The organism is Corynebacterium sp. UMB10119B, from assembly GCF_030228125.1.
Taxonomy (GTDB): Bacteria; Actinomycetota; Actinomycetes; order Mycobacteriales; family Mycobacteriaceae; genus Corynebacterium; species Corynebacterium pseudogenitalium.
The window spans coordinates 49,598-73,205 of record NZ_JASPBG010000012.1; the positions used below are offsets into that span (position 1 = coordinate 49,598).

The window sequence follows — 23,608 nt, forward strand, 5'->3', positions numbered from 1 at the left end:
AATCTGTGGAATTACATGAATTCGCCGTGGTCGGAGCGCGAAAACAGGGTGTGCAATTGCCTGTGGAAGAAATGTGGATAACTCTGAGCGCTTGTGGATAGATTTTCTGTCATTTGACCTGTGCACAACTCAGGAAGGGTTGTCCACTGGGGATTCACACGTTATCCACAAGGCCTGTGGTGTGTGATGTGGGTCTCTTTGTGGTGGGGGTCACTTAGGTGTTTTGCCCCTAAATGTGAATTACAACGGTGTAATTACACAGGTGTGGATAAGCCTGTGGATGGATTTTTAGGGTGCGGGAGGTGGGAGTGCCAAATGTCGCAATCTGATATGGACTAGGTGTTCAAAGTGCCTGGCAGAAAAAGGGCTAGTCAAAAGTGGGTGCGTCTTTTGGCACTGAGAGACCAGGTAGGGGCACCAAATTCCGGGATTTGGGGAGTCGGGCTTGTGTTTCCCCAGGTCGCTGGGGGTGCGTGAGGGAATTTGGTGCGGGCGACGCCGAGGGCGACGAAAGTTAGCGCAGCGTGCGGGCGCGGGCCTTGATGATTTGGGTCAGTTCCTGGATTTCGTCGTAGGTGCCGCGGTTCTCCGTCATCTCCTTGCGGATCTTGCGGTCCGCGTACATCACGGTGGTGTGGTCCTTGCCGCCGAACTCGTCGCCGATCTTGGGGAGGGAGAGTTCGGTCAGTTCGCGGCACAGGTACATCGCGATCTGGCGGGCGTGCGCCACCTGGCGGGTTTTACCTGCGCCGATGAGCTGGTCCATCGTGACGTTGAAGTACTCGGCGGCGTACTCCTTGATGGTGGAGGCGTTGATGTTGATGTCGCCTTCGTCGGGGAGGATGTCGCGAAGTGCGACTTGGGCGACGTCGAGGGTGATGGGCTCGTCGATAAGGGAAGAGTAGGCCGAGACCCTGATGAGGGCGCCTTCGAGCTCGCGGATCGACGACTCGAATTGCGAGGCGATGAGCTCGAGCACCTGGTGGTCGACCTGTGTGCCGTCGGCGGCCGCCTTCTTCATCAAGATGGCGATGCGGGTCTCCAGGTCTGGTGGCTGGACGTCGGTGATGAGGCCGCCTTCGAAGCGGGTGCGGAGGCGGTCCTCGAGGGTGGTGAGCTGCTTCGGTGGGCGGTCAGACGACAGGATGATCTGCTTATTTGCCTGGTGCAGTGCGTTGAAGGTGTGGAAGAACTCCTCCTGGGTACCTTCCTTGCCCTCGAGGAACTGGATGTCGTCGACCATCAGGATGTCAAGGTTGCGGTAGCGGCGCTTGAAGCTTTCTTGGCGGTCGTCGCGCACGGAGTTGATGTAGTCGTTCGTGAACTCCTCGGAGGAGACGTACTTGATGCGGAGGTTCGGCTGCAGGACCTGCGCGTAGTTGCCGGCGGCGTGCAGCAGGTGCGTCTTGCCGAGGCCGGAGCCACCCCAGATGAACAGGGGGTTGTAGGCGCGGGCCGGGTTCTCGGCGACGGCGACGGCGGCGCCGTTGGCGAAGCGGTTCGAGGAGCCGATGACGAAGTTCTCAAAGGTGTACTTCGGGTTCAGGCTGGTCTCGCGCTCGGGGTCGTGGGCAGGCTTTTCGCGGGGGATTCGCTTAGGGACGGTCGGGTGCGCCGGCGCCTGGTGTTGTTGCTGTTGGCGGGCGTGCATCTCGGCGAGTTCGTCGAGGCCCATTGGGATTTGCTCGCCGGGGGTCATGTGGGCCGGGTCGACGGCCTCGGGGGCAGGCGGAGCTGCCGGAGCTGAAGGCGCCTGGATCGAGACGGCGAGCGTGCAGTGTTTGCCCAGGTGGGAAGCCAGTAGCGCCGTGATGTGCGGCGCGAGGGACTGCTCCACGACCGTTTTCGCGGCGGCGTGGGGGGCGGAGAGGATGGCGTAGCCGTCGACAAGCATGACGGGGCGGACGAGCTGGAGGTACGCGCGTTCTTGCGGGGTGAGCGACGGGACCTGCGAGCTGGGCTGCGCGGACAGCGCCAGCAGGTCAGCGACGATGGTGCGCCATAGCGTTTCGATGTCTTGCTCTGCCAACGTCCCGCTCTCCTCCTAATCCGACATGTCATTTAGTGACGTTCGTCACAACTGTGGAATTTCACGTACATTCCACTGCTGTTTCACAGATTTTGTAATTCCAAAACCTGCGTCTCACCAGTATCTTCCACAGACTTGTCCACACCTGTGGATAACTTCGGTGAGCAAGTTGTCCACAGCCTTCCCCCTCCCCTGTGGATAACTTTTCACGGAACTTTTACCGGCTGTGAACTGCTGTAATTACAAATTACGCCGCAAAGTCTCAACCTGTTGTTCACAGTTATCCACAGCGATGTGGAGAAAGAACGTGTGTAATTGTGGTGCTTTATCATTGTTACCCGGTGTGAGCTTGTAATGTCTAACAGCCCGCACGCCACAACCCTGTGGATAACTCGTTTCACGGATGTGATTCACAGGAAATCTCGAACATTGCGTACGCGTGTTGGGAAGTAATCGCGCGTCAGGCCGGTGATAGCGCGGCCCCCGGTGTTCGAAAATATGCAACCACCTGCGCGAAAGTACACCTTTGTAATTACGGGGGTAAACGAATGGACCTGCGCCCCACCCGGCGCAAAAGACAGTGTGTCGATTTGAACAACCAGCGGTTTTTCGCGTAGTCTGGCGTAGTCTGTCACACCACGGGCGCGAAGCAACATGCCCACGGTGTGCTTGAGAGCACCATCTACGCAGTGCACCGGGCCGCCCACCCAGGGCGAGTCAGCGAAGATGATGCATGCAGGTCAACGCGCACAACGCGCCGCGGCCGGGCAATCTCAACCTGAACATTGCAATTCCGGGACGGCTACTACCCCGGGAGGGAATGCGTCGCACACCGCGGCGGGTTCCCGCTGGCCGTCGTGACCTCTTATAAGGAGTCCACCGTGTCCAAGCGGACTTTCCAGCCAAACAACCGCCGTCGTTCACGCAAGCACGGCTTCCGTGCCCGCATGCGCACCCGCGCCGGCCGCGCAATCGTTTCCGCGCGCCGCAAGAAGGGCCGCGCAAGCCTGACGGCATAAACGCCCGAAGCGCAGCGACATCGTGTTACCCCGCCCGCACAAACTCTCCTCCTCTGCCGACTTCCGGCAGACCATGAGGAAAGGAGTGCGCGCGGGGTCTCGCACTTTAATCGTCCACGTCCGCTCCCGGGCCGAGGACACCATCGCGCTGCACGGCGGGCCGCGCTTCGGACTGATCGTGTCCAAGCAGGTCGGCAACGCGGTGACCAGGCACGCGGTGTCTCGGAAACTGCGGCATGTGCTGCGAGGGGGCGTCGATAAGCTGGAGCTACACCACGACGTCGTGGTGAGGGCCCTGCCCGCCTCAGCCACCGCCACGAGCGCGCAACTCGCACACGACTACGACGCCGCGCTGCGCAAAGCCCTGGACAAATGGCGTACTACAACTTCCTAGGCCAACGCATCCCCGCACCACCAACCGCGGCCGCGCGGGCACTCGTGAAGGCCGTACGCTGCTACCAAAAGTACCTCTCACCCCTTAAGATGGGTGCGACGTGTCGTTTCATGCCAGTGTGCAGCGCCTACGCACTCGAAGCGGTCGCGCGACACGGTGCCATCAAAGGCACCCTGCTCAGCGTGGCCCGCATCTGTAAATGTGGGCCCTGGCACCCCGGCGGGTTCGACCCAGTACCCGGCAGCGGTACGGACGCGTCCACAGGAACGACCACCAAGTAACCAACGAGGAGTAACACCCCAAAGTGCTGAATTTCATCTACTGGCCGATTTCTTGGGTGCTGTGGTTCTGGCACAAAGTATTCGGCTTCATCCTCTCGCCAGACTCGGCGTTGTCATGGATCCTGTCCATCGTCTTCCTCACCTTCACCCTGCGAACCCTGCTGGTCAAGCCCATGGTCAACCAAATGCGGTCCATGCGCAAGATGCAGGAAATGCAGCCGAAGATGCAGGAAATCCGCCAAAAGTATAAGAACGACCAGCAGAAAATGGCGGAAGAGACGCAGAAGCTGTACAAGGAGATGGGCACCAACCCGCTCGCCTCGTGCATCGTCCCGCTGGCGCAGATGCCCGTGTTCATCGGCCTGTTCCACGTGCTGCGCTCCTTCAACCGCACCGGCACCGGCCCCAACCAGCTGGGCCTCAGCGTTGAAGAGAACCGCAACCTGGCCAACTACGCGTTCTCCCCAGAAGACGTCCGCTCCTTCCTGGACGCCGACTTCTTCGGCGTGCCGCTCTCCGCGTACATGTCCATGCCAGAAGACGCCTTCGCGGCGTTCACCGGCCTGGACTTCACCCGCGCCAACATCATCATGGTGTGCCTGCCGCTCGTGCTCATCTCAGCGACGTTCACCCACCTCAACGCCCGGATGTCCATGAACCGTCAGGCCGCACGTCGCGCCGCCGGCAAGGTCAACACCCCATCCGGTGACAACGCCGCCATGATGCAACAGCAGATGCAGATGATGAACAAGATGATGCTCTGGGTCTTCCCGGTCATGATCATCGCGTCCGGCTTCCTGTGGCACATCGGCCTGCTGTTCTACATGCTGGCCAACAACGTGTGGACCTTCTTCCAGACCCGCATCGTCTTTGCCAAGATGGACGCCGAGGAAGAGGCCGAGGAGCGCGCCAAGGCGGAAGCCAAGCGCGCCTCCGCTCCCGTTGTCGGTGCCCGCAAGGTGGACAAGCGCAGCAAGAAGCAGCGCAAGCAGCAAGGCAAGTAACCGGTAGCCCCCAGCCCCCAGCAAGTGTTTGCTGGGGGCGTTACTTTTACTAGAGTCGATGCCAGACTAAAAATTCAAAGGAGTACACAGCCGTGTCAGAACAGCCCACAGCAGCCGCCACCATCTTCGGCGACCGCCTGCCGCTCGCCGAGGCCTACCACGAATCGCTCGCCACAACCGCCGCCGAGCGCGGCTTCATCGGCCCCAAAGAAGTCAGCCGCCTGTGGGAACGGCACATCCTCAACTGTGCGGTGGTCTCAGAAGCACTTGACGACGCCACCACCGTCGCCGACATCGGCTCCGGCGCAGGGCTGCCCGGCATCCCACTGGCCATCGCCCGCCCCGACGTCTCCTTTACCCTCATCGAGCCGCTGCTGAAGCGCTCCACGTATCTCGCCGAGGTCAAAAACGAGTTGGGACTGGACAACGTTACCGTCGTCCGCGGCCGCGCCGAGGAACAGCCCGGCGGGCAGTTCGACGTGGTCACCTCTCGCGCCGTCGCACCCCTGGGCAAGCTCGCCGACTGGAGCCTTCCACTGGTACGCCACGGGGGCTCGATGTTGGCGCTGAAAGGCGCTAGTGTTGCAGAAGAACTAGAACGCGACGCGCGGGCGATTGCGAAAGCCGGGGGGATCACGCCGAACATTTTCCAGGTTGGCGCCGACGTCCTCGACCAGCCCACCACCCTCATCCGAATCGTGCGGAAATAGCGGAAAGGAACACCACCAGCATGGACAACGCCACGCTGCAACGCCCCGCGCACACCCGCGTGTTCACCGTTGCGAACCAGAAGGGCGGCGTCGGCAAGACGACGACATCGGTGAACATGGCGTCGGCACTCAGCCGCCAAGGCATGCGCGTCCTCGTCATCGACCTGGACCCGCAGGGCAACGCCTCCACCGCGCTCGGCGCCGAGCACACCTCCGGCACCACCTCCAGCTACGAAGTCCTCATCGGCGAAGCAACGCCCGAGGAAGCACTGCAGGCGCACGCCAACAACGAGAACCTCTACTGCATCCCCGCCACCATCGACCTCGCCGGCGCCGAAATCGAGCTGGTGTCCATGGTGCGCCGCGAATACCGGCTGCACGACGCCATCCGACGCGGCTTCCTCGAAGAGCACAACTTCGACTACGTCTTCATCGACTGCCCACCATCACTCGGGTTGCTCACCATCAACGCCATGACCGCCGTCGACGAAGTCATGATCCCCATCCAGTGCGAGTACTACGCGCTTGAGGGCGTCGGCCAGCTGCTCGGCAACATCAGCATGATCCGCGAGCACCTCAACCACAACCTGCACATCTCCGCGATCGTGCTCACCATGTACGACGCCCGCACGCGCCTCGCTGCGGACGTCGCCGGCGAAGTGCGCAACCAGTTCGGCGAAGTGGTGCTGCGCAACGTCATCCCGCGCTCCGTGAAGGTTTCCGAGGCGCCAGGCTACGGCCAAACCGTCATCGACTACGACCCACTCTCCAGCGGAGCGCTGGCCTACTACGACGCCGCCCGCGAACTGGCAACACGCGGCGACTACCAACCACACGCCACCACGGGGCCCATCGGCGTCAGCCCCCAGGTGGCCCAACAACTAGACGAGGGCGAGGAATAACCATGGCACAAGAGCGTAAAGGCGGCCTCGGCCGCGGACTAGCAGCACTCATCCCGCAGGCACCAGCCGCGACCGACAAAACCGGCAAGACCGGCGGCATCGGCGGCAAAGCCTCCGACGTGATCTTCGGCGCAGCCGGCGCCGCCGGGGCTTCGGGAGCTTCCGGGGCTTCCGGTGGCGGCGACAAGCTTCCGCCCCGCGGAAAGCGCCCCAAGGTCGCGGGCGCGCCCACCGTCGGCGCCACGCCAGAGAACGTTATGCAACCCGTGCCCGTCGGCGCGCGCTACCAGGAAGTCGCGGTCGGGCAGATCATCCCGAACCCGAAGCAGCCACGCCAAGTCTTCGACGAAGACCACCTCAACGAGCTGGTCCACTCCATCCGCGAGTTCGGCCTGCTGCAACCCATCGTCGTCCGCGACACCCCAGAAGGCTTCGAGCTCATCATGGGCGAGCGCCGCTGGCGCGCCGCCTCCAAAGCCGGCCTGAAGCACATCCCAGCCATCGTCCGCGAAACCTCCGACCAGGACATGCTTCGCGACGCCCTCCTGGAAAACATCCACCGCGTCCAACTCAACCCACTCGAAGAAGCCGCCGCCTACCAGCAGCTCCTCGAAGAGTTCGGCGTCACCCAGGAGCAACTCGCCGACAAGCTCGGCCGCTCCCGCCCAGTGATCACCAACGCGATCCGCCTCCTGCGCCTGCCCGTGCCGGTGCAGCGCCGCGTCGCCGCCGGCGTGCTCTCCGCGGGCCACGCCCGCGCACTCCTCGGCCTCAAGCTCGGCAGCGACGCCCTGACCTCCAACGGCCAGACCCTGCTCGCCGAACGCATCGTCTCCGAGGGCTTAAGCGTCCGCGCCACCGAAGAAGCCGTCACGCTCATGAATAACGAAGGCGGCGTCCCACAAAAGAAACGCCGCGAACCCGTCCCCCAGCCCGAATACCTCACCCGGGCCGCCGACCAACTCGCCGACGAATGGGACACCAAAGTCTCCGTCACCATGGGCAAACGAAAAGGCAAAATCGTCGTCGAATTCGGCGACCGTCAGGACTTCGAGCGCATCATGGGCCTCATCCAGGGCACCGATTAACTACAGGTGCTCCTGGCGGAGCAAGTCCTGGAAAGAGTAGGTGCCTGTCGGCTGGTCATCAGAATCCAGCAAGTACAGGCGCTTCACCGCCACCACAATCGCCTCCGCGATCGCGTCACGCTGCTGCGGATCCGTCACCACCTCAACATCGTGCGGATTCGTGACATAGCCAGCCACGATCTCCACCGACGGCATCCGCGTCATCCGCAGCATCTCCCACGTCCGGGCATGATTCCAGCAATTCCGTAGCGACGTCCTCGCCGCAATCTCACGCTGAATATAGCCCGACAGCGTCTCCCCCGTCATCGACGACGTCCCGTTCTCCGAACCGAAGTAGAACGTCGCCACACCATTCGCCTTCTCATTGGCATAACGGTCTAACTGCAGGGAAATCACCAAGTCGGCGTCGAAGCCGTTCGCCAGATCGGCGCGCTCCTTACACGACGGATTATCACCACGCGGACGCGAAATAATCGTCTCCACACCAGCCGCAATCATGCGGCCCTCCACGCGCTGCGCCAAATCCCACAGGATCTCCTCCTCCGTGATCTGGCCAAAGGGGCCGTCGACAAGCGCGCCCTTATCCGCACCACCAAGATGCGGATCAATCACCACGCGCTTGCCCGCCAACTGCGGGCCAGCCGCACGCACATGCTCACGCTCACGAATCGCGTGCGCCGAACCGCCCGTAATCCGGCGGCCCAACAGACTCAACGCGTGCAACGTATCCGGGCCACACACCCCATCGTCTTCCAAGCCCGAATTCAGCTGGTAGTTCATCACAGCCTCGTGCGTGCGCGGACCGAACCGCCCATCCACACGATCCGAATAAAAGCCCAGCTCATGCAGCTGCGTCTGCAACTGCCCCACGTCGTCGCCCACCAACTCCTGATTCGGCTGGTACTGCAACACACGCGCCCCCAACGTATACGACGCCTCACGCAGCTCACGCAACGTCAAGTCATCGATAGCGCCAGTCGGCATAATTCCCCGCGACTGCTGAAATGCTTTCACGGACTCCGCCAAAGGGGCGTCGAAAAGCATCTCGTCGGGAGTGAACTGCCGCGAGTTGAAGTCCTCGATGTCCCCATCGAAGTCCTCCAACATGCCCAAACGCGCAAGCGTCGCACGCGCCTCGGCCACGCGAGCACTCGAATCACCTACGCGGAGAATGTCACCCACTGGGCACCTTTCTACAAAACCAACAATGCAGTCCATCCTACGACGGACAGCCTACAGATACGACTCAACCTTCTGGACGATCTGCGCCTTCGGGAGCGCCCCCACAAACTCATCCACCTTCTGGCCATCCTTGAAGATCAACACAGTCGGGATCGACATGACCTGGAACATCATTCCCAGCTCACGCTCCTCATCCACATTCACCTTCGCGACCTTCACCTTGCCATCCAGCTCAGACGCAATCTCATCCAACGTCGGCGACAACTTCCGGCACGGAGCGCACCACTCAGCCCAAAAATCCACCAACACCGGCGTCGAAGCCTCAACGACCTCAGCCTTAAACGTATTCTTCGTCACATCAACAGGTGCACTCATCGTTCCTCCTTGAACACAGTTCTTTCTATTCTAAAGCGCCGCAAGGAAATGCTGCGCATCCAACGCCGCCCGGCACCCCGAACCAGCCGCCGTAATCGCCTGACGATAGTGGTTATCCACCAAATCGCCACACGCAAACACGCCCGGCACGTTCGTGCGGGTCGAAGGGGCGTCGACAAGGACGTACCCACCCTCGTCCGTGGCCACCTGGCCTTCCAGGAACGCCGAACGCGGATCATGCCCGATCGCAACGAACAACGCCGTCGCGTCCAGCACCGACTCCTCGCCCGACTGCACGTTGCGCACCTTCAGGCCGCCAACCTTGCCATCCTTTTCGACGACCTCTTCGACCACCGAATGCGTAATAAACTCAATCTTCTCATTCGCCCGGGCGCGCTCCAACATAATCTGCGACGCGCGGAAGTTCTCCGAACGGTGAATAATGGAGACCTTCGACCCAAACTTGGTCAAAAACGTCGCTTCCTCCATCGCCGAATCCCCACCACCGACAACGGCAATGTGCTGATCCTTAAAGAAGAAGCCGTCACAGGTCGCGCACGTGGACACACCGCGACCCGTCAGCTCAGCCTCCCCCGGAATACCCAGGTGACGCGGCGCCGCACCAGTAGCGAGAATGACCGCGCGGGCCTGGTAGACGTCATCCCCCACGAAGACCTTCTTCACGTCACCGCTGAGATCAACCTTGTCCACCAGCTCCGACTCCAGGCGCGCGCCGAACTTCTCCGCCTGCTCGCGCATCTGCATCATCAGATCCGGGCCCATCACCCCATCCTTGAAGCCCGGGAAATTCTCCACCTCAGTGGTGTTCATCAGCTCGCCGCCGTACTCGTAACCCTCAAACACCAGCGGGTTCAGCTCCCCGCGCGCCGCGTACAGCGCCGCCGTGTACCCCGCCGGGCCCGAGCCGACAATAATCACGTCATGAATCTGTTCTGTTTGTTCGCTGGCCTCGTTGGTCATGGAAACTCCTCGTAGATTTGCTCTGTCAGGGGTGTAAACGTAGCCAGTCTACTGTTTGTTCCAAACCGCCGCCTGCGGGGTGTGCACCAGATTCCCTCTTGAGGGGTTGGCGAACTGGGGAAACGCCGAGAGCGATGTTGGGATCTAGGAATTTGGTGTCTCCTTGATGGGACCCAGTGCCAAAAGACACACCCCTTGTTGCCTAGCCCTTTTGTGACCTGCTGGTTTGCAAGGCGTCTATTTTAAAGCTGCGTCCTTTGGCACTGGCGTGGCTGACGGCGGCCTAGCAGACCTCTTCCATGTGCTCGAGCATCATGGCGCGAGCCCGGGCGCGGCGGGACTTCATGGTGCCGGGCTGGACGCCGCAGGTGTCGGCAGCGGACTGCAGGGACATGCCCATGATATCGATGAGGAAGACAGCCTTCCGGTGCGCCTCCGGTACGACGCGCAGCGCGTCCTTGACGGCGATAAGGCGGTCGAGGTGAGCGGTCGGGTCGTGGGCCAGGCGGGGATCCTTGTCCTGGGAGAGCTCATCGTTGTCGTCGAGGGACACGGTGTACTCGGCCTTGCGTCGGCGCTGGTGGTCCAAGCTTGCGTTGGCGACCAGCCGGTATAGCCAGGTAGACACCTTCGACTCGAAGCGGAAGCCGTGCAGGTGGCGGGACGCCTTAAGCAGGGCGTCTTGGACGATGTCTTCGGCGTCGCACTCATTGCGTGAGTAGCGAAGGGCGACGCCGAGCATGTTGCGTTCGTGGCGCCGGACGATGAGGTTGAAGGCGTGGATGTCGCCTGCGATGTATTCGTGGACGAGTTGGTGGTCCGTTTTTCTGCGCATGATGCACCCTCCCATTGCTGATGCATCCAGTGTGATGCATCAGCGCCGGAAGAGGAAGCGTTTCTTGTCCACCATGGTGGACATCATCGGAGGCTAGTGCGCCCGATGAGGGTGATGTCCCGGAGGATGATGTCCTGGCCGGAGACGTTGAGGACCAGGCCGGTGAGTTCCGGTGAGTCCTCCACGTCGATGCCGTTTTCGCCGTTGAGGAACGTGCCCTCCTTAAGCAGCGGCAGGTCTGCGACGTCGCCGTTCCACGAGGCGCCGGCGGGCAGGCCGTAGATCCGGAAGGTATCGCCGTTGGACGGGGTGTCGACGATCACGTGCTCCAGGGTGAACCCTTTGCGGGCGGTCGCGCCCTTGGCGGGTCGGAGCTCGACGCTCACGTTGTCTGAGCCGGTCCAGGTGGTGGAGCGGTCGGCGTCGACAAGCTCGGGCGCGGAAGCACCTTCGATGGTCGCGCGCATCGGGGTGAGCAACACGGGCAGGCCCGTGACCTCCTCCTCGACCTCCTCTACCCCAGTCTGGACCGAGTCCACCGTGACGGGCGCGTTCGTGTCGTCGCCGGAGAGGAAGCCGACCAGGTACGCGGTGAGCGCCGCGATGATGATCACCGCGCCAACCGCGAGCGACAGCAACACCGCGAGTGTGACCGGGCCGTAACGGCGGGATCCGAAACCGCCGCGCAGGTCCTTCGGCTCCTCCGGCTCCTCCTCCACCGGCTCGACGGGATCGATAGCTTCGGCGGGGGCGTCCTCGGCTTCGTCGCGGGTGAGTTGGCGCTCGAGCTCGCGGAAGTCGTGGGACTCGATGGCGTCAGCGTCGACGAGGGCGCGGGTGGTGCTGGCGACATCCGCGAGGTCATCGGAGTCGACGTTGGTGGTCAGCAGCTGCAGCGCGGAGGCGAAGGCGTCGGCGTCGTCGGCTGCGGAGGCGTCCGGCAGGACTGCCGGGAACGCGAGGCGCACGTGGCCCTCGCGGTCGATACGGAGGCGCTGGCGGTTATCCAACCCGAGCGGTACCCCAGCCTCGTGGGCTGCGGCGATCGCGCCCGCCAACGGGGCAAGCGCGTTCGCCACCGCATCCGTGTGCAACGTCTGGCCCGACTCGGCGACGGCGCGGACCGAGGAGCCCTCCACCCAGTCAGCGACCACGAGGGCACCCGTGCGATACGACACGATCTCGATGTTTTCCGGCAGCGCCGGGTGGCGCAGCATCGCGAGCTTGCGCGTGCGGCGCGACACACCCGCGGCATCGATAGCGGCCTGGCGCGGCGTCGCCGGAGCCATCGGGGCCATGCCCGTCGTATCGACGAACGTCAGCGCCACGGAGCGGCCCGTCGACACCTCGCGGGCCTGCCAGAACTGCGCGCCCGTCGTGGAGCCGTGATCGCGGATGAGGCGGAAGCGGCCATCCGACACCGACGCACCCGGTACCAAGCGCGGGCCGCGCACGACACCGGCCGACATCGGCGGTGGCACCGGCGACGCATTGAACGTATCGGCGGCCAGGAACTGCTGCGACACATCCCGCAGATCCACCTCGCCGACCTCGATCGCGGCGTCCTCGTTCGGGCGGATAAAGCGGCCCATGCCCGGGATGCGCGCCAGCGCGCGGCCCAAGTTCTGCACCTCCGGCAGACCAGAGCGCGACAGCACCAGGCCCGTCGCCACCACGAACAGCACGCCGAGGACCATCACCTCAAGCAGGAAACCCAGCGACGGCAGGCCGATCAGCCCGCCGAGGAAGGATGGGGCGTCGATACCCGCGACATCGCGCACGAGCCAGCGCACCAGGAACATCACCGCGATACCGATCAGCGCCGAGGCCGTCGCCCACAGCGACGTGTGCAGCACCGAACGCGCCTCGAGCGTGCCCAACTTACGACGCAGCAACAGCGCGCCGATCACCGCGCCGGCGACGAAACCGAAGCCGTTCGCAGCGCCCAACAGCACCACGACGGACTGCGTCGAATCCGCAACCAGCGGCGCAAGGTACGACAGCACCACCTTCGTAATCGTGATGCCGGCGATAATGAACGTCGGCGTCCATGCCTCCTCCCGCGCGTAGAACACGCGCAGGTGCAGCATCACCAGGGCGTACGGGATCAGCGTAAACGCGGAGAAGCTCACCGTCAGGCCCAGCGTGCGGGCCGTGCCGCCGTCGAAGTTGCCGTAGGCGAACAGCGCGTGCCCGATGTCCGGGCCGAGCGCCGTCATAAAGACAATGATCGGGATCAGGGCGATGAACGTCAGCTTCGTGCCCAGCGTCAGGTCCCGGACCACCGCGGCGTCATCACCATCGGCGGCGTTGCGGGACAGGCGCGGCATGATCGCCGTCAGCAACGTGACGCCAATGATGCCGTAGGGCACCTGCAGCAGCATCCAGTGCTGCTGGTAAATAATCGGGGCGGCGTCGCTCGCCATCGACGCGATACGCGTGGTCACGATGTAGCCGACCTGGCTAATCCCCACATAGGTCACGATCGCCAGGGCCATCCCGCCGAACACCTTGAGGCGGTCGTCGATACCCCACAGCGGCCGCAGATTAATGCCGAGCTTGCGCAGCGCCGGCAGCATAATCAGGCACTGCACCGCCACACCCAACGTCGTGCCGACGCCCAGCAGCAGCACATGCGGATTCGCTATCGACGCCGGCGCCGCGGGATTCAAACTGCCCGGCAACATCATGTACCCCAGCAGCACCGCGATCGACACCACGTTGTTCGCCACCGGCGCCCACGCACCCGGCCGGAAATGCTCCTTCGTATTCAGCACCGCCATAAACAGCGAGAACATGCCGTAGAAGAAAATCTGCGGCAACACCAAATACGCAAACGACGTCGACTGCGCGACGTTCACCTGGCCCTCATCGTCAAGGAAGACGCGCGTCAGCAACGGCGCGGCGGCCACCGCGATGATGGTCACCACCGTCAGGAGCGTCAGCGTCAGCGTGAACAGCTGGCGGATAAAGCGCTCCCCGCGGTCCGGGTCCTCCTTCTCCGCGCGCACCAACACCGGCACCACCAGGGCCGTCAGTACGGACCCCAGCACGATCTCCGTAATAATGTTCGGCAGCGTATTCGCCGTATTAAATGCCGACGCCACCGCCGGGCCCAACGCGGCGCCGATCAGCACCGTGCGGATGAACCCCGTGATGCGCGAAATCAGCGTCGCGATCGCCATCGATCCCGTCGCCCGCACCACGGAATTGCTCTCCGGGGCGGGATCTGGCACCGCCGCCGAAGGGTCCGCGGTCAGCGTCGAACGGTCCGGGGCCTCGGCCTCGGTGGCGTCGATAAGTTCTGGGTTTTCTCGCGGGGTGGGCACCGGCGCCGGCGGCGCAGGGGGCACGATTCGGCCACGCGTACCAGCCCGAGGTTGCTCAACCACGTCAGTCTCCAATCAAAGGTGGGTGTTCATTGTCCAAACGTTGCGGTGTTGTTGGGCTGCGTGGCGCTGCCCGCGCCCGGCGGCGGCGGCCCACCGAATACATCAGCATCAGCACCACCAGCACGCCGAGCCCGGTGACCAGCGCCCAGCCCTCCACGGCGGCGCCCGCTGTGCGCACCGAAATGTTCACCGGCTGCGAGATCGGACTGCCATCGGAACCCGCCAGGTACAGCTGCAGATCAATACTGCGCTGGTCCTCCGGGTAGTCCGCCGTCATCTGCACCGTCTGCGAGCCGCGGGCCGGGATCCGCATCGTCGTTGGCACGTGCAACGTGATCGGGCCGCTCGCCGCCTGGAACCGGATGGTCGTCTGTACCGGCAGCGGCATCCCGTTCTGCGCCACGATCAGTAGCGGGCTCGACGGGGAGGTCCGCGTGTACACGTTGCCCGGCGGGATCAGCGTCACCGACGCACGCAGCGCCTGCAGTACGTCACGGCTGCCCCGCAACCGCTCGGCCGTGGTGCGCACGGCGGCGTCGTACCGCGACAGCGACTGTCGCTCCTGCATACTTAGGGCCGCCAGCACATCGCGGCGCAGCGGCAGCGTGAACCCGTAACGCGTCAGCGCCACCTGTGGGTCGTTCGCGAGCAGCTGCGTCAAGTCATCTGTGAACTCAGCCTGCTGGGAGGCCGTCAGCACCTCCGCGTCCGAGACCACCGTCGGATCCGGAAACAGCGTGCCCACGCGCGTCGCCGCCGGCACCTCCGCCGGGTCGGGCGCATTCAGGAAGTCGCCGAAACTCATCGGCGCGACCTCACCGGACCGGACCAGCTCCGCGACCGTCCCCAGCAGCAGCGCCGCCGAGTCCGCGTCCCAGCCTGCTGGAGGGTTCACGAACACCGGCTCCTCCGGCGTCGCCTCCTGCACCGCCAGCCGCAGCGCGGAGGCCGCGTTGATCGCGCGCGCCCGCTGGGAGTCCATCTCGTAGCGGTACCGCAGCGCGTCATTCGAGTAGCCGACGGTCTCGGGGGCGGAGCCGACCGTCGCTAAAACGGAGGCCAGCGAGTCCTGGAACTGCACCGCCATCACCCCCGGCGCCACCCACGCGGCGTTGCCGGGGCCCGGGTGGTCGACGCTGCTGCGCGCCGCCAGCACGTGCACCGGGTGCGCGGGCGCCGCCGGGACCACGTCCGCGGGGTCCGGCAGCTCGTTGCGGTCGAGCGCCGCCTGCCCGTCCCCACTTGTCGACGCCCGCTCCGCCCGAGCCGCCTCCCACTCCCCCTGCAGCCCGTGCTCCGGGATCGCGGAGTCGATGTGGTTGGCCCAGCCGAAGGCGGGGGCCGCGTCCGGCGTGATGTAGCCGGCGCCCGGGATGACGGCGTTGAGCGTGCCCGCCGTGCCGAGCTCCCGCTCGAGCACGAACGGACCGCGCTCCAACGCCTCACGCATCAGCCACGGATCCCCGGTGCGGGCCAGCGTGTTGACGTCGACGTTTTGCCACGGCAGCGCCACCGTGCACCCCTTCGCGGCGACGCTGCGCAGCTGCTCCAGCCACGCCTGCGCGTCCGCTTGTCCCTTGCCTACCTCGCCCTGGGCGGTGGTGTCGTCGGTGGTCCAGCTGTCACGCAGCCGTTTTGGCTCCTCAGCGACCGGCGGGCGCGTAGTGGTGACGCGGTAGCCCTCCGCCATCCGCGCCACCGTGTCCACGAGCGCCGGGTCCAGTCCCACGCACGTGGCGAAGCCAACGCCAGGTTCCTCTACCGCGTCCTCGTACTGGCTGAGCAGCCGCTCAAGGCGCCCGCCGGGCGCGAGCTGGCTCGCCAACGTCTCCGACTTCAGCAGCAGCGGGGAGCGCTCCGGCGCCTCCCCTGTTTCCCCGGGCACGATGTCAATAGGTGCGGTAATCGGGTACAGGGCGGTCATAGCCGGCGCCGGGTCCTCCGACGGCTCGCCGCGCACCGAGATGTGGAAGCGCTCAGTGTCCAGCGTCGTCAGGTTCTGTTTGAGTTCGAAGAGCAGCGGGTACGTCCCCGCGCCCGGCAGCTCAACATCCAGCTCGACCTCTGCCGACTCCCCCGCGCCCAACTCCTTATCGACGTCCACTCCGCGCCCCACCGGGCCGTACTCGCTCACCGAGGCGACCGCCGCCGCGCGCTGGTCCAGCACGGAACCCGTGGCCGGGCCACGCCGTGGGACCACGCGCAGGTTCGCCAGCGGCGCGTCCGTGTCGTTGTGGATGCGAAGTTTCACGTGAAACATTTCGCCGGCGTTGAGGGCCGAGGGGGCGTCGACAAGCGTGATGGACGCGCGGGTGCCCTCCCCCGGACGAACTGCCGGGTTCACCCACTGCGACGCCACCGCCGGGTCCTCGGGCGACGTTGGCGCTGGTAGGGCGCCCGCCGTGACCGGGAGCAGACCCAGCGCCGCCACCGCAATCGCCGCGGCTCCGCTACGCACGCTGCTCATCGCGGTGTCAACCTTCCGGCCGCGGCCTCCTTGCGCGCCAAGTCCGGCATCCTGTTCACCGCGATCCGCGCGAGCTTGCGCTCGTCCGCGTACGCCAGGCGCTCAATCAGCTGGTTCATCGGCACCCACGCGACTTCCGTGACTTCCGGGTCTTCGTCGTTAAACACCCCGTCGACGTAGCGCAACAAGTTGTGGTGCACCGTCTTATGAATACGGACGCCCTCAGAAATGAACCAATAATCAATCACACCGAGCGTGTTGAAGGCCTCGCCAGTAATCCCGGTCTCCTCCCACACCTCACGCTCCGCAGTGCGCCACTGCTCCTCGCCTTCCTCCACGTGGCCCTTCGGCATCGACCACAACAGACGACCCCGACGGTCCAGCCGCCCAATCAGCGCGACGTAAATCTTCGACAGGTCCACCTTGTCGTGCCGGTCCACAGCCTCCGCCATGCCCGACACCACCAGGCCGCCCGCACTCGTCTCGTTCCGGGTCTCCAGCGACGAATCAACCGGCCGCTGCTGCCTCTTCCGCGCCGACGCGCCCCGCCCCCGCCGGTTCGACCCTCGGCGACGCTGCTGCTGCGACCCCCGCTTTTTGGCGTGCGAACCACGCCGACGGCCACGCCGCCGCTTCGGGGAGTCACCCCCCGCCTTCGAGTTAGCGCCGTCCCCGCGCCCCTTCCCGCCAGAGTTCGAAGACTTCCGCTCCGACGGAGGAACCGGCTTCGGCCGAGTGTTCTCAGTCATTCAATTCATGGTATCCGCACTGGCCACGTTTGTGGTACTTAACAGCACCAAGGAAGCAAAGTATCGTGTGAGAGGTGACAAAGACTGAAGAAACACACCGGTGCCCATTCGACCTCCCCGACCCTTCCGACCCGAACGCCGTCGCGGCGTTGCAGGTTCGGGCCGAAGAGGGCGTCGAAAAGCTGAGTGGCTTGCTGACGCCCCTCGCCCAGCGCTTCGTGGAGCGCGGCGAGAACCTCTACCTTGTCGGCGGGCCCGTGCGCGACGCGATGCTGGGCAAACTTGGGCACGACCTCGACTTCACGACGTCCGCCCTGCCCCCCACCGTGCAGGAAATTCTCGACGAATGGGGCGAAACCACCTGGGATACCGGCATTGAGTTTGGCACCGTGGCCGCCGTGCGCGAGGGCCAGCAGGTCGAGATCACGACGTTCCGCTCCGACCTGTACGACGGCGTGACGCGCAACCCCGAGGTGACGTTCGGCGACACGCTCGACGGCGACCTCATTCGGCGCGACTTTGCCTGCAACGCGATGGCCATCGAGCTCGACGTTGTCGACGGCGCGCTCCGACCAATCTTCCACGACCCGGTGGACGGTATCAGTGACCTGCTGCAACGCCGCCTTGACACCCCGCAGGCCCCCGAGATTTCCTTCCGTGACGACCCGCTTCGCATGCTGCGCGCTGCCCGCTTCGCCTCCCAACTTGGCTTCGAGGTTGCCCCGCGCGTCTTCGACGCGATGCGCGACATGGCAGGTGAGATTCAGCGCATCACCGTCGAGCGGATCCAAGCCGAGCTGGACAAGCTCATGTGTGGCATCGCCCCCTGGGAGGGTATTGACCTGCTGGTCCGTACCGGCATCGCCGAGTTCGTGCTACCTGAGGTGCCGGCGCTGCAGCTCGAGCAGGACGAGCACATGCAGCACAAGGACGTATACGCGCACTCGCTCACTGTGCTGCGCCAGGCCACCGAGCTCGAGGACGACGGCCCCGACCTCAAGTTGCGGCTCGCCGCGCTGCTTCACGACGTCGGCAAGCCCGCGACCCGCGCCGTCAAAGAAGGCGGCGGCGTGAGCTTCCACCACCACGAGGTCGTTGGCGCGAAGCTGGTGCGCAAGCGCCTCCGTGCGCTGAAGTACCCGAAGCACGTGATCAGCGACGTTGGTCAACTGGTGTTCCTGCACATGCGCTTCTATGGCTTCGGCGAAGGCAAGTGGACCGATTCGGCGGTGCGTCGCTACGTCACCGACGCCGGCGACCTCCTCGGCCGCCTGAACAAACTGGTTCGCGCCGACTGCACGACGCGAAACCCACGCAAGGCCCGCCGCTTGCAACGTGCTTACCAAAACCTCGAGGAGCGAATCGCGACGCTCGCCGAGCAGGAGGACCTCGCGCGAATCCGCCCTGACCTGGACGGCAACGAGATCATGCAGATCCTGGACCTCAAGCCCGGCCCGGAGGTCGGCGAGGCCTGGAAGTATATGAAGGAACTACGTCTGGAGCGCGGCGAACTCGAGCACGACGAGGCCGTCGCTGCCCTGAAGTCTTGGTGGGAGGAACGTAATGTCTGAGTATTTCTACGGTGACCGTTTGTTTACGTCACTCGAGCGCACGGAACCCGACAGCGGTATGCTGCTCGTCGCTGCACCAGGGATGTACTCGCCTGAGTTTGCTCGGACGGTTGTGCTCGTGATTGAGCACGGCGAGCAGGGCACGCTCGGCGTCATCTTGAACCGGCGTTCCGACGCCGCCGTGGCGAACGTGCTGCCAGAGTGGGAGTCGCTCGCCAGCGAGCCGGCGGTGATGTATTACGGCGGACCCGTCAGCCCGAACGCAGCCGTTGGCCTGGGCGTCACGCGCAACGACGTCGACATCGCCGAGCATCCGACCCTGACGCGCCTTGCGAACAAACTCGTGCACGTGAATATGCACGAACCGGCTTCCTCTTTCTCTGATTTGCTGGAGGGCTTCCGGCTCTTTGCCGGGTTTTCGTCATGGGACGCCGGGCAGCTCGACGAGGAGATCGAACGCGGCGACTGGTACGTCGCCCCGGCCCTCCCCTCCGACGTCATCACACCCGCGAGTGTCGATCTGTGGGCCGACGTCCTACGCCGCCAGCCCATGCCACTGCCCCTGTTCGCCACCTTCCCATCCGACATCGAGGACAACTAGATGAATGTTTCACGTGAAACATTGCGAGAACTCGGCCTCGGAGTGCGCGACATGTGGCTCGTCGGCCTAGGCGTTGTGCCACTCGGGCTAGCGTTTGGCCTGCTCATGGTGCAGTCCGGTTTCGCCTGGTGGTGGACACCGGTCTTCTCGATGCTTATCTACGCCGGTTCCACCGAATTCCTCGCAATCCCGATGGTGCTCGGCGGCGTCGGCCCCGCCTCCGCCGCGATGACCGGTTTCATGGTGAACTTCCGACACCTCTTCTACGGCCTCACCTACCCGCGGGACGCGATCCGCTCGACGTTTGGCCGCCTCTATTCGATGTATTCACAGACCGACGAAGTCTACGCCGTCATCAGCGCCCGACAGCAGACCACGCGCCACACCGGCCCGCGCCTCATTGCCATCCACATGATGTGCCAGGCGCTCTGGGTCGTGTCTGGAATCGTCGGCGCGCTTGCCGGCGAACGCCTTCCAGGCACAATCGAGGGCATGGACTTCGCCCTCACCGCACTGTTCATCGTCCTCGCCTACGAAGCGTTCCAGGCTTCGCGAGACATGAGCGCCGTGCTCATCGCCGCTGGGATCGCGCTCGTTGCAGCCTTCGTCGTCCCCGGGCAGATGCTGATGGTGGCGCTCATCGCGTACTTCCTGGTCCTGCTGGTTCGATTTTGGGTACCTGGCGTCGATAAGCGATTGGAGTGGAAGCGATGAACGGACTTCCCGCCGGCGTTGATCTGCCCATGGTGTGGGCCGTCATCCTGCCGATCGCCGTGGTCACCGTGCTGCTCCGAGCGCTGCCATTCGCCTTTCGTGGCTGGCTGGACGGCAGCCCACTTCTCGACTTCCTCCGCCTCTACATGCCCGTCGGTGTCATGGTCGTCCTCGTGCTGTACACCTTCACCAGCTCCGATCAGCCAGTGTGGGCCGGGGTGCTCGTCGGCTTCGTGACGCTCGCCCTCCACGCCTGGCGACGCTCCCCCGCCCTCTCCATCCTGGCCGGCACTGGGCTGTATGTGGCGCTCGTCAACCTTGTCTTGTGAATAGAAGTGTTGCTGAGTTAGAAACTGCCTGATACATTGGCGGTTGTTGTCAAAACCCTGGCAATATCGCCCTCTGTATTCAGGAGATTTCCATGAAGCGTTTCGCTACCGCTGCCATCGCAGCCGCCACTGCCCTTTCGCTCGCTGTTGTTCCGGCGGGGGCTGTTAACGCAGGTGATAAGACCCCTCCGGGTTTTGGATATGACTCTTCTTCGAAGGTTTCTGAAGATGAGGCAGTCGGTTACGCAGTTTTGCTGGCTGTAGCTGAGTTTGCTAAGCCGGGCATCGGCATGTCAGCGCCATTCAAGGGCTCCTCCGAAGCAGGCGTATTCAAGACCAAGGCTGGGGAGAACAATAAAAAGTCCGATGCCATTATCTTGTCGTCCTATAAGAATGACGCGAACAACGGCTACAAGCTCGGGACTACCTACGACATCCTAGTCGGTACCGGTATTGCTGCCGCCATTCTTGCCTTGGTGGGCGGCATCGCTGCTCAGCAAGGCCTCATTCAGCTTCCGTTCTAACATTTATTCAGGAGATTCCCATGAAGCGTTTCGCTACCGCTGCCATCGCAGCCACCACTGCCTTCTTGCTCGCCGTTGTACCGGCACAGGCTGGGGAGACTTCGAGCGGAGACGAGGTCACTTCGTCTGTCGCAGCGTTGACCCTTCTGCAGATCGGTAAGATTGGCGCTGCCGAGAACGAAGCTGACGCCAAGAAGGCAATCGCCGAGGCTGAGTTCGGTCTCGCTGCACTGCAAAGCTCTTTCGACAATGACCGTGAAAGGGATTGGCCTATCGGCCGCACCTTCGACATCATCTGGGGTTCCTTGCTCGGTGTTGCGGCTCTTGGTGGTCTTGCGTTTCTGGCACTGAACGCAAAGTAGATTTCAAGATTTTGCGCTCGGCTCGGGTTTCGGGCCGGGCGCTTTCGCGTATTTGCCACAGGGTTAATAACGTCACATACGTTAGAAGGGTACGTAGTCTTAGTAGGGGCGAAGCTTCAATTTCCGACGCTCACTCGCCCTGTCCGAAGCGCTCCCAGGGGATGTTGTGCCAATATTTATTGTCACTCAACAGTGTGGTGTGGGGCTGAGATGATTCACGAGCGGCCTGCTGGGGCCGCGCTATTGATTTGGTATTAATAGGGTGTCTATCTAGGTCAGCAAAACCCAGCCTCATACGTGAGGCTGGGTCAGAATGTGGCGTCGATAAGTGAATTAGAACGTCAGTGCCGGAAGCTGAACGCCTGGAATAGCGCCGGAGACTGCAGCAACGACACCAAGAAGTGCGACGAGCGCAGCCGGAACGCCGATCAGGAGACCGAGGATGCCAGCTTTGTAATCCTTGTCGTTGATGAGTTCCTTGACACAATCCAGCTCGTCGGAAGACGAGGTCAGCTCCTCGCGGATCTCCTGACGAGTCTGATCAGCCTTGTTCTTAGCGATGTCACCAGCAGTCTGTGCATCAGCTGCCTTCTTCTTCGCCTCAGCCTTCTTTTCCTTCTCTGCGGCCTCAGCCTTCGCCTTGCACTTCGCGAAGGCAACCGAGGAGCCAACCTTGGCATCCTTGTCGGAAGGCTGAGCCTCAGCCGCGAATGCAGGGCCAGCGACCAGGGACAGGGACAGAGTTGCAGCAGCTGCTACGGAGGTAAAACGCTTCATGGGTAGCTCCTTTGTGGGATCGGTTAAAGTTAGGGACTCGCCAAAGTTTTGGCATGTCTGCAACTAACATCGATCGGAACGTCCTGTGCGTTACTTCGGAGATCAAATGATTCCGAGAGGTGATTTGGGAACAGCGCTCCCCTGCCCTGCGCGGGCTCGGACCAATAGGTCGGAGTGGGTTGAGAACTTGCTACTCCCATGGGGCCGTCGAACGGCTCCGATTGTCCGCGGGGCGGACAGGTGATTGCGTGTTTCGATATTCCGCGGGGCGGACAACTCGCCGTTGTTGCAACCCACCTCTCAATAAGTAAGGTTTCCGCGGGGCGGACACCACTTGGTGCATTGCATCGGTGAAGCACGCATTCCGCGGGGCGGACAATCTATCCGTTGTTGCAACCCAACCTCCCGCACAGTCCGCCGCGCGGAATCCAACGAAGCTTTAGTCGACTCCAGTAGCATTCCGCGGCGCGGACAGAGCGAGTTCAGCTCAATACCCAAACGATTGCATCAAGGTGTCCGCCGCGCGGACACCCACCCACACACCCGTGCTCGAAAGTGGCGTCGCAAAGCACCCCGCGTACTGTCCGCCGCGCGGACACCCACCAACAAATATTTGAATAAACCTCTTGACACCACCGTTCGAACACGTATACTAAAAAACAACCAAGACACCAGGGGGGAACCATGCACACCACCATCGACGCCGACACCATCATCAACACCATCGTAGAAAGCGCACGCCTGTTCGCATACTCACACGCAGAAATACTGACCGCGATCGCCGAATTCGACACCCACAACCTCGCCGAAGCCTACGGGTGTGCCTCAACCGGGGCATGGCTTGCCAGAGTGCTAAAAATGAAACGCACCCGCGCCTACGAATACGCCGCCGTCGCACGCAAACTCACCGCCTTTCCCACCATCCTCGACGCGCTACGACAAGGAACCATCGACTACACCAGCGTGCGCTACATGCTCGACTACGCCACCGAGGTAAACCAACACGAACTCGTAGAAATAGCCGCCGAATCTGGCTACCAAGGCCTCGTACACGCCCTGGCAGGCGCAACCCCCACCAATAGGCAACCCCAGGATGCTGGTGCACACTGCGGGCTGACCATCCGCGAAGACGGCCAATACCTACGCGGCTGGTTTTGCATGAACGCGACCGACGGTGTGGCCTTTCAAGCAGCCCTGCGCGCAGGCGCACACGCCTATGCGGATGACAACGCGATGGATGAGGCGGATGCGCAGATGATGCGCTCGACCTTCGGGCTGCCACCGGCACGATTAATGCTGCAATCACTGATGGGGATGGTGCA

At 63.3% G+C, this 23,608-nt stretch carries 23 protein-coding genes; 14 read left to right on the top strand and 9 right to left on the bottom strand.

The features are described from left to right. Positions 1–514: 514 nt before the first annotated feature. Positions 515–2,029: a chromosomal replication initiator protein DnaA gene (dnaA, locus tag QP802_RS09285; protein ID WP_284818490.1), complete on the bottom strand. Its 1,515-nt coding sequence runs from the start codon at positions 2,027–2,029 to the stop codon at positions 515–517. An 881-nt stretch (positions 2,030–2,910) separates the two neighbouring features. Here dnaA and rpmH point away from each other — a divergent pair. The 7 genes from rpmH to QP802_RS09320 all read left to right on the top strand — a co-directional run bounded on the left by rpmH (position 2,911) and on the right by QP802_RS09320 (position 7,427). Continuing rightward, the gene (rpmH, locus tag QP802_RS09290; RefSeq protein ID WP_070478313.1) at positions 2,911–3,048 is read left to right on the top strand and encodes a 50S ribosomal protein L34; all 138 of its coding nucleotides are present in this window, start codon (positions 2,911–2,913) and stop codon (positions 3,046–3,048) included. A 22-nt stretch (positions 3,049–3,070) separates the two neighbouring features. After that, positions 3,071–3,442 (top strand): ribonuclease P protein component, encoded by a 372-nt coding sequence (rnpA, locus tag QP802_RS09295; RefSeq protein ID WP_070975456.1) that lies wholly within the window; start codon positions 3,071–3,073, stop codon positions 3,440–3,442. Next, on the top strand, positions 3,421–3,723 hold the full coding sequence (gene yidD / locus QP802_RS09300; protein WP_256005829.1) for a membrane protein insertion efficiency factor YidD: 303 nt from the start codon (positions 3,421–3,423) through the stop codon (positions 3,721–3,723). The genes rnpA and yidD overlap by 22 nt, the downstream gene beginning before the upstream one ends. A gap of 23 nt (positions 3,724–3,746) precedes the next feature. Next, positions 3,747–4,727, top strand: coding sequence for a membrane protein insertase YidC (gene yidC, locus QP802_RS09305; RefSeq protein ID WP_071568056.1), 981 nt, complete (start codon positions 3,747–3,749; stop codon positions 4,725–4,727). A gap of 92 nt (positions 4,728–4,819) precedes the next feature. Continuing rightward, positions 4,820–5,437, top strand: a complete 618-nt coding sequence (gene rsmG / locus QP802_RS09310) for a 16S rRNA (guanine(527)-N(7))-methyltransferase RsmG (RefSeq protein WP_284818493.1) — start codon at positions 4,820–4,822, stop codon at positions 5,435–5,437. 20 nt (positions 5,438–5,457) lie between these two features. Next, positions 5,458–6,339 (top strand): ParA family protein, encoded by an 882-nt coding sequence (locus QP802_RS09315; protein WP_252931829.1) that lies wholly within the window; start codon positions 5,458–5,460, stop codon positions 6,337–6,339. Between the two features lie 2 nt (positions 6,340–6,341). After that, positions 6,342–7,427, top strand: a complete 1,086-nt coding sequence (locus tag QP802_RS09320; protein WP_284818496.1) for a ParB/RepB/Spo0J family partition protein — start codon at positions 6,342–6,344, stop codon at positions 7,425–7,427. Here the strand turns inward: QP802_RS09320 and QP802_RS09325 are convergent, their stop codons facing one another. From QP802_RS09325 to QP802_RS09355, 7 genes are all read right to left on the bottom strand, one after another. Further along, the gene (locus QP802_RS09325; RefSeq protein WP_284804844.1) at positions 7,428–8,609 is read right to left on the bottom strand and encodes an N-acetylmuramoyl-L-alanine amidase; all 1,182 of its coding nucleotides are present in this window, start codon (positions 8,607–8,609) and stop codon (positions 7,428–7,430) included. It lies immediately after the preceding gene. Positions 8,610–8,660: 51 nt separating this feature from the next. After that, positions 8,661–8,984: a thioredoxin gene (gene trxA / locus QP802_RS09330; protein WP_070478319.1), complete on the bottom strand. Its 324-nt coding sequence runs from the start codon at positions 8,982–8,984 to the stop codon at positions 8,661–8,663. A 30-nt stretch (positions 8,985–9,014) separates the two neighbouring features. Then, complete coding sequence (gene trxB, locus QP802_RS09335) at positions 9,015–9,965, bottom strand: thioredoxin-disulfide reductase (RefSeq protein WP_284818498.1); 951 nt, start codon at positions 9,963–9,965, stop codon at positions 9,015–9,017. Between the two features lie 283 nt (positions 9,966–10,248). After that, the gene (locus QP802_RS09340) at positions 10,249–10,800 is read right to left on the bottom strand and encodes a sigma-70 family RNA polymerase sigma factor (RefSeq protein WP_256008413.1); all 552 of its coding nucleotides are present in this window, start codon (positions 10,798–10,800) and stop codon (positions 10,249–10,251) included. An 83-nt stretch (positions 10,801–10,883) separates the two neighbouring features. After that, positions 10,884–14,192: a murein biosynthesis integral membrane protein MurJ gene (locus QP802_RS09345; protein WP_284818500.1), complete on the bottom strand. Its 3,309-nt coding sequence runs from the start codon at positions 14,190–14,192 to the stop codon at positions 10,884–10,886. A gap of 1 nt (position 14,193) precedes the next feature. Next, a complete protein-coding gene (locus tag QP802_RS09350) occupies positions 14,194–16,659 on the bottom strand; it encodes a DUF6049 family protein (protein WP_284818502.1) in 2,466 nt (821 codons plus the stop codon). Then, the gene (locus QP802_RS09355; RefSeq protein ID WP_084028641.1) at positions 16,656–17,408 is read right to left on the bottom strand and encodes an NUDIX hydrolase; all 753 of its coding nucleotides are present in this window, start codon (positions 17,406–17,408) and stop codon (positions 16,656–16,658) included. The genes QP802_RS09350 and QP802_RS09355 overlap by 4 nt, the downstream gene beginning before the upstream one ends. A 149-nt stretch (positions 17,409–17,557) precedes the next feature. Between QP802_RS09355 and QP802_RS09360 the strand changes: the two genes are divergently transcribed. From QP802_RS09360 to QP802_RS09385, 6 genes are all read left to right on the top strand, one after another. Beyond that, positions 17,558–18,979 (top strand): CCA tRNA nucleotidyltransferase, encoded by a 1,422-nt coding sequence (locus QP802_RS09360; RefSeq protein WP_284818515.1) that lies wholly within the window; start codon positions 17,558–17,560, stop codon positions 18,977–18,979. Next, positions 18,972–19,580, top strand: coding sequence for a YqgE/AlgH family protein (locus tag QP802_RS09365; RefSeq protein WP_284818503.1), 609 nt, complete (start codon positions 18,972–18,974; stop codon positions 19,578–19,580). Before QP802_RS09360 ends, QP802_RS09365 begins: the two co-directional genes overlap by 8 nt. Further along, a complete protein-coding gene (locus tag QP802_RS09370) occupies positions 19,581–20,294 on the top strand; it encodes an AzlC family ABC transporter permease (protein ID WP_284818505.1) in 714 nt (237 codons plus the stop codon). It begins immediately after the preceding gene. Then, entirely contained in the window at positions 20,291–20,623 is a 333-nt protein-coding gene (locus QP802_RS09375; RefSeq protein ID WP_070363644.1) for a branched-chain amino acid transporter permease, read from the top strand. The genes QP802_RS09370 and QP802_RS09375 overlap by 4 nt, the downstream gene beginning before the upstream one ends. A gap of 92 nt (positions 20,624–20,715) precedes the next feature. Next, complete coding sequence (locus QP802_RS09380) at positions 20,716–21,147, top strand: hypothetical protein (protein ID WP_070363392.1); 432 nt, start codon at positions 20,716–20,718, stop codon at positions 21,145–21,147. Positions 21,148–21,167: 20 nt separating this feature from the next. Next, positions 21,168–21,509 carry a hypothetical protein gene (locus QP802_RS09385; RefSeq protein WP_284818507.1) on the top strand — a complete coding sequence of 114 codons (342 nt, stop codon included), beginning with the start codon at positions 21,168–21,170 and terminating at the stop codon, positions 21,507–21,509. A 333-nt stretch (positions 21,510–21,842) separates the two neighbouring features. Here the strand turns inward: QP802_RS09385 and QP802_RS09390 are convergent, their stop codons facing one another. Beyond that, positions 21,843–22,286, bottom strand: a complete 444-nt coding sequence (locus QP802_RS09390; protein ID WP_256060324.1) for a hypothetical protein — start codon at positions 22,284–22,286, stop codon at positions 21,843–21,845. A 684-nt stretch (positions 22,287–22,970) separates the two neighbouring features. On the opposite strand from QP802_RS09390, the gene QP802_RS09395 reads away from it, so the two are divergent. Further along, a partial coding sequence (locus tag QP802_RS09395) for a DUF222 domain-containing protein (RefSeq protein WP_284818509.1) occupies positions 22,971–23,608 on the top strand: 638 nt, incomplete at its 3' end.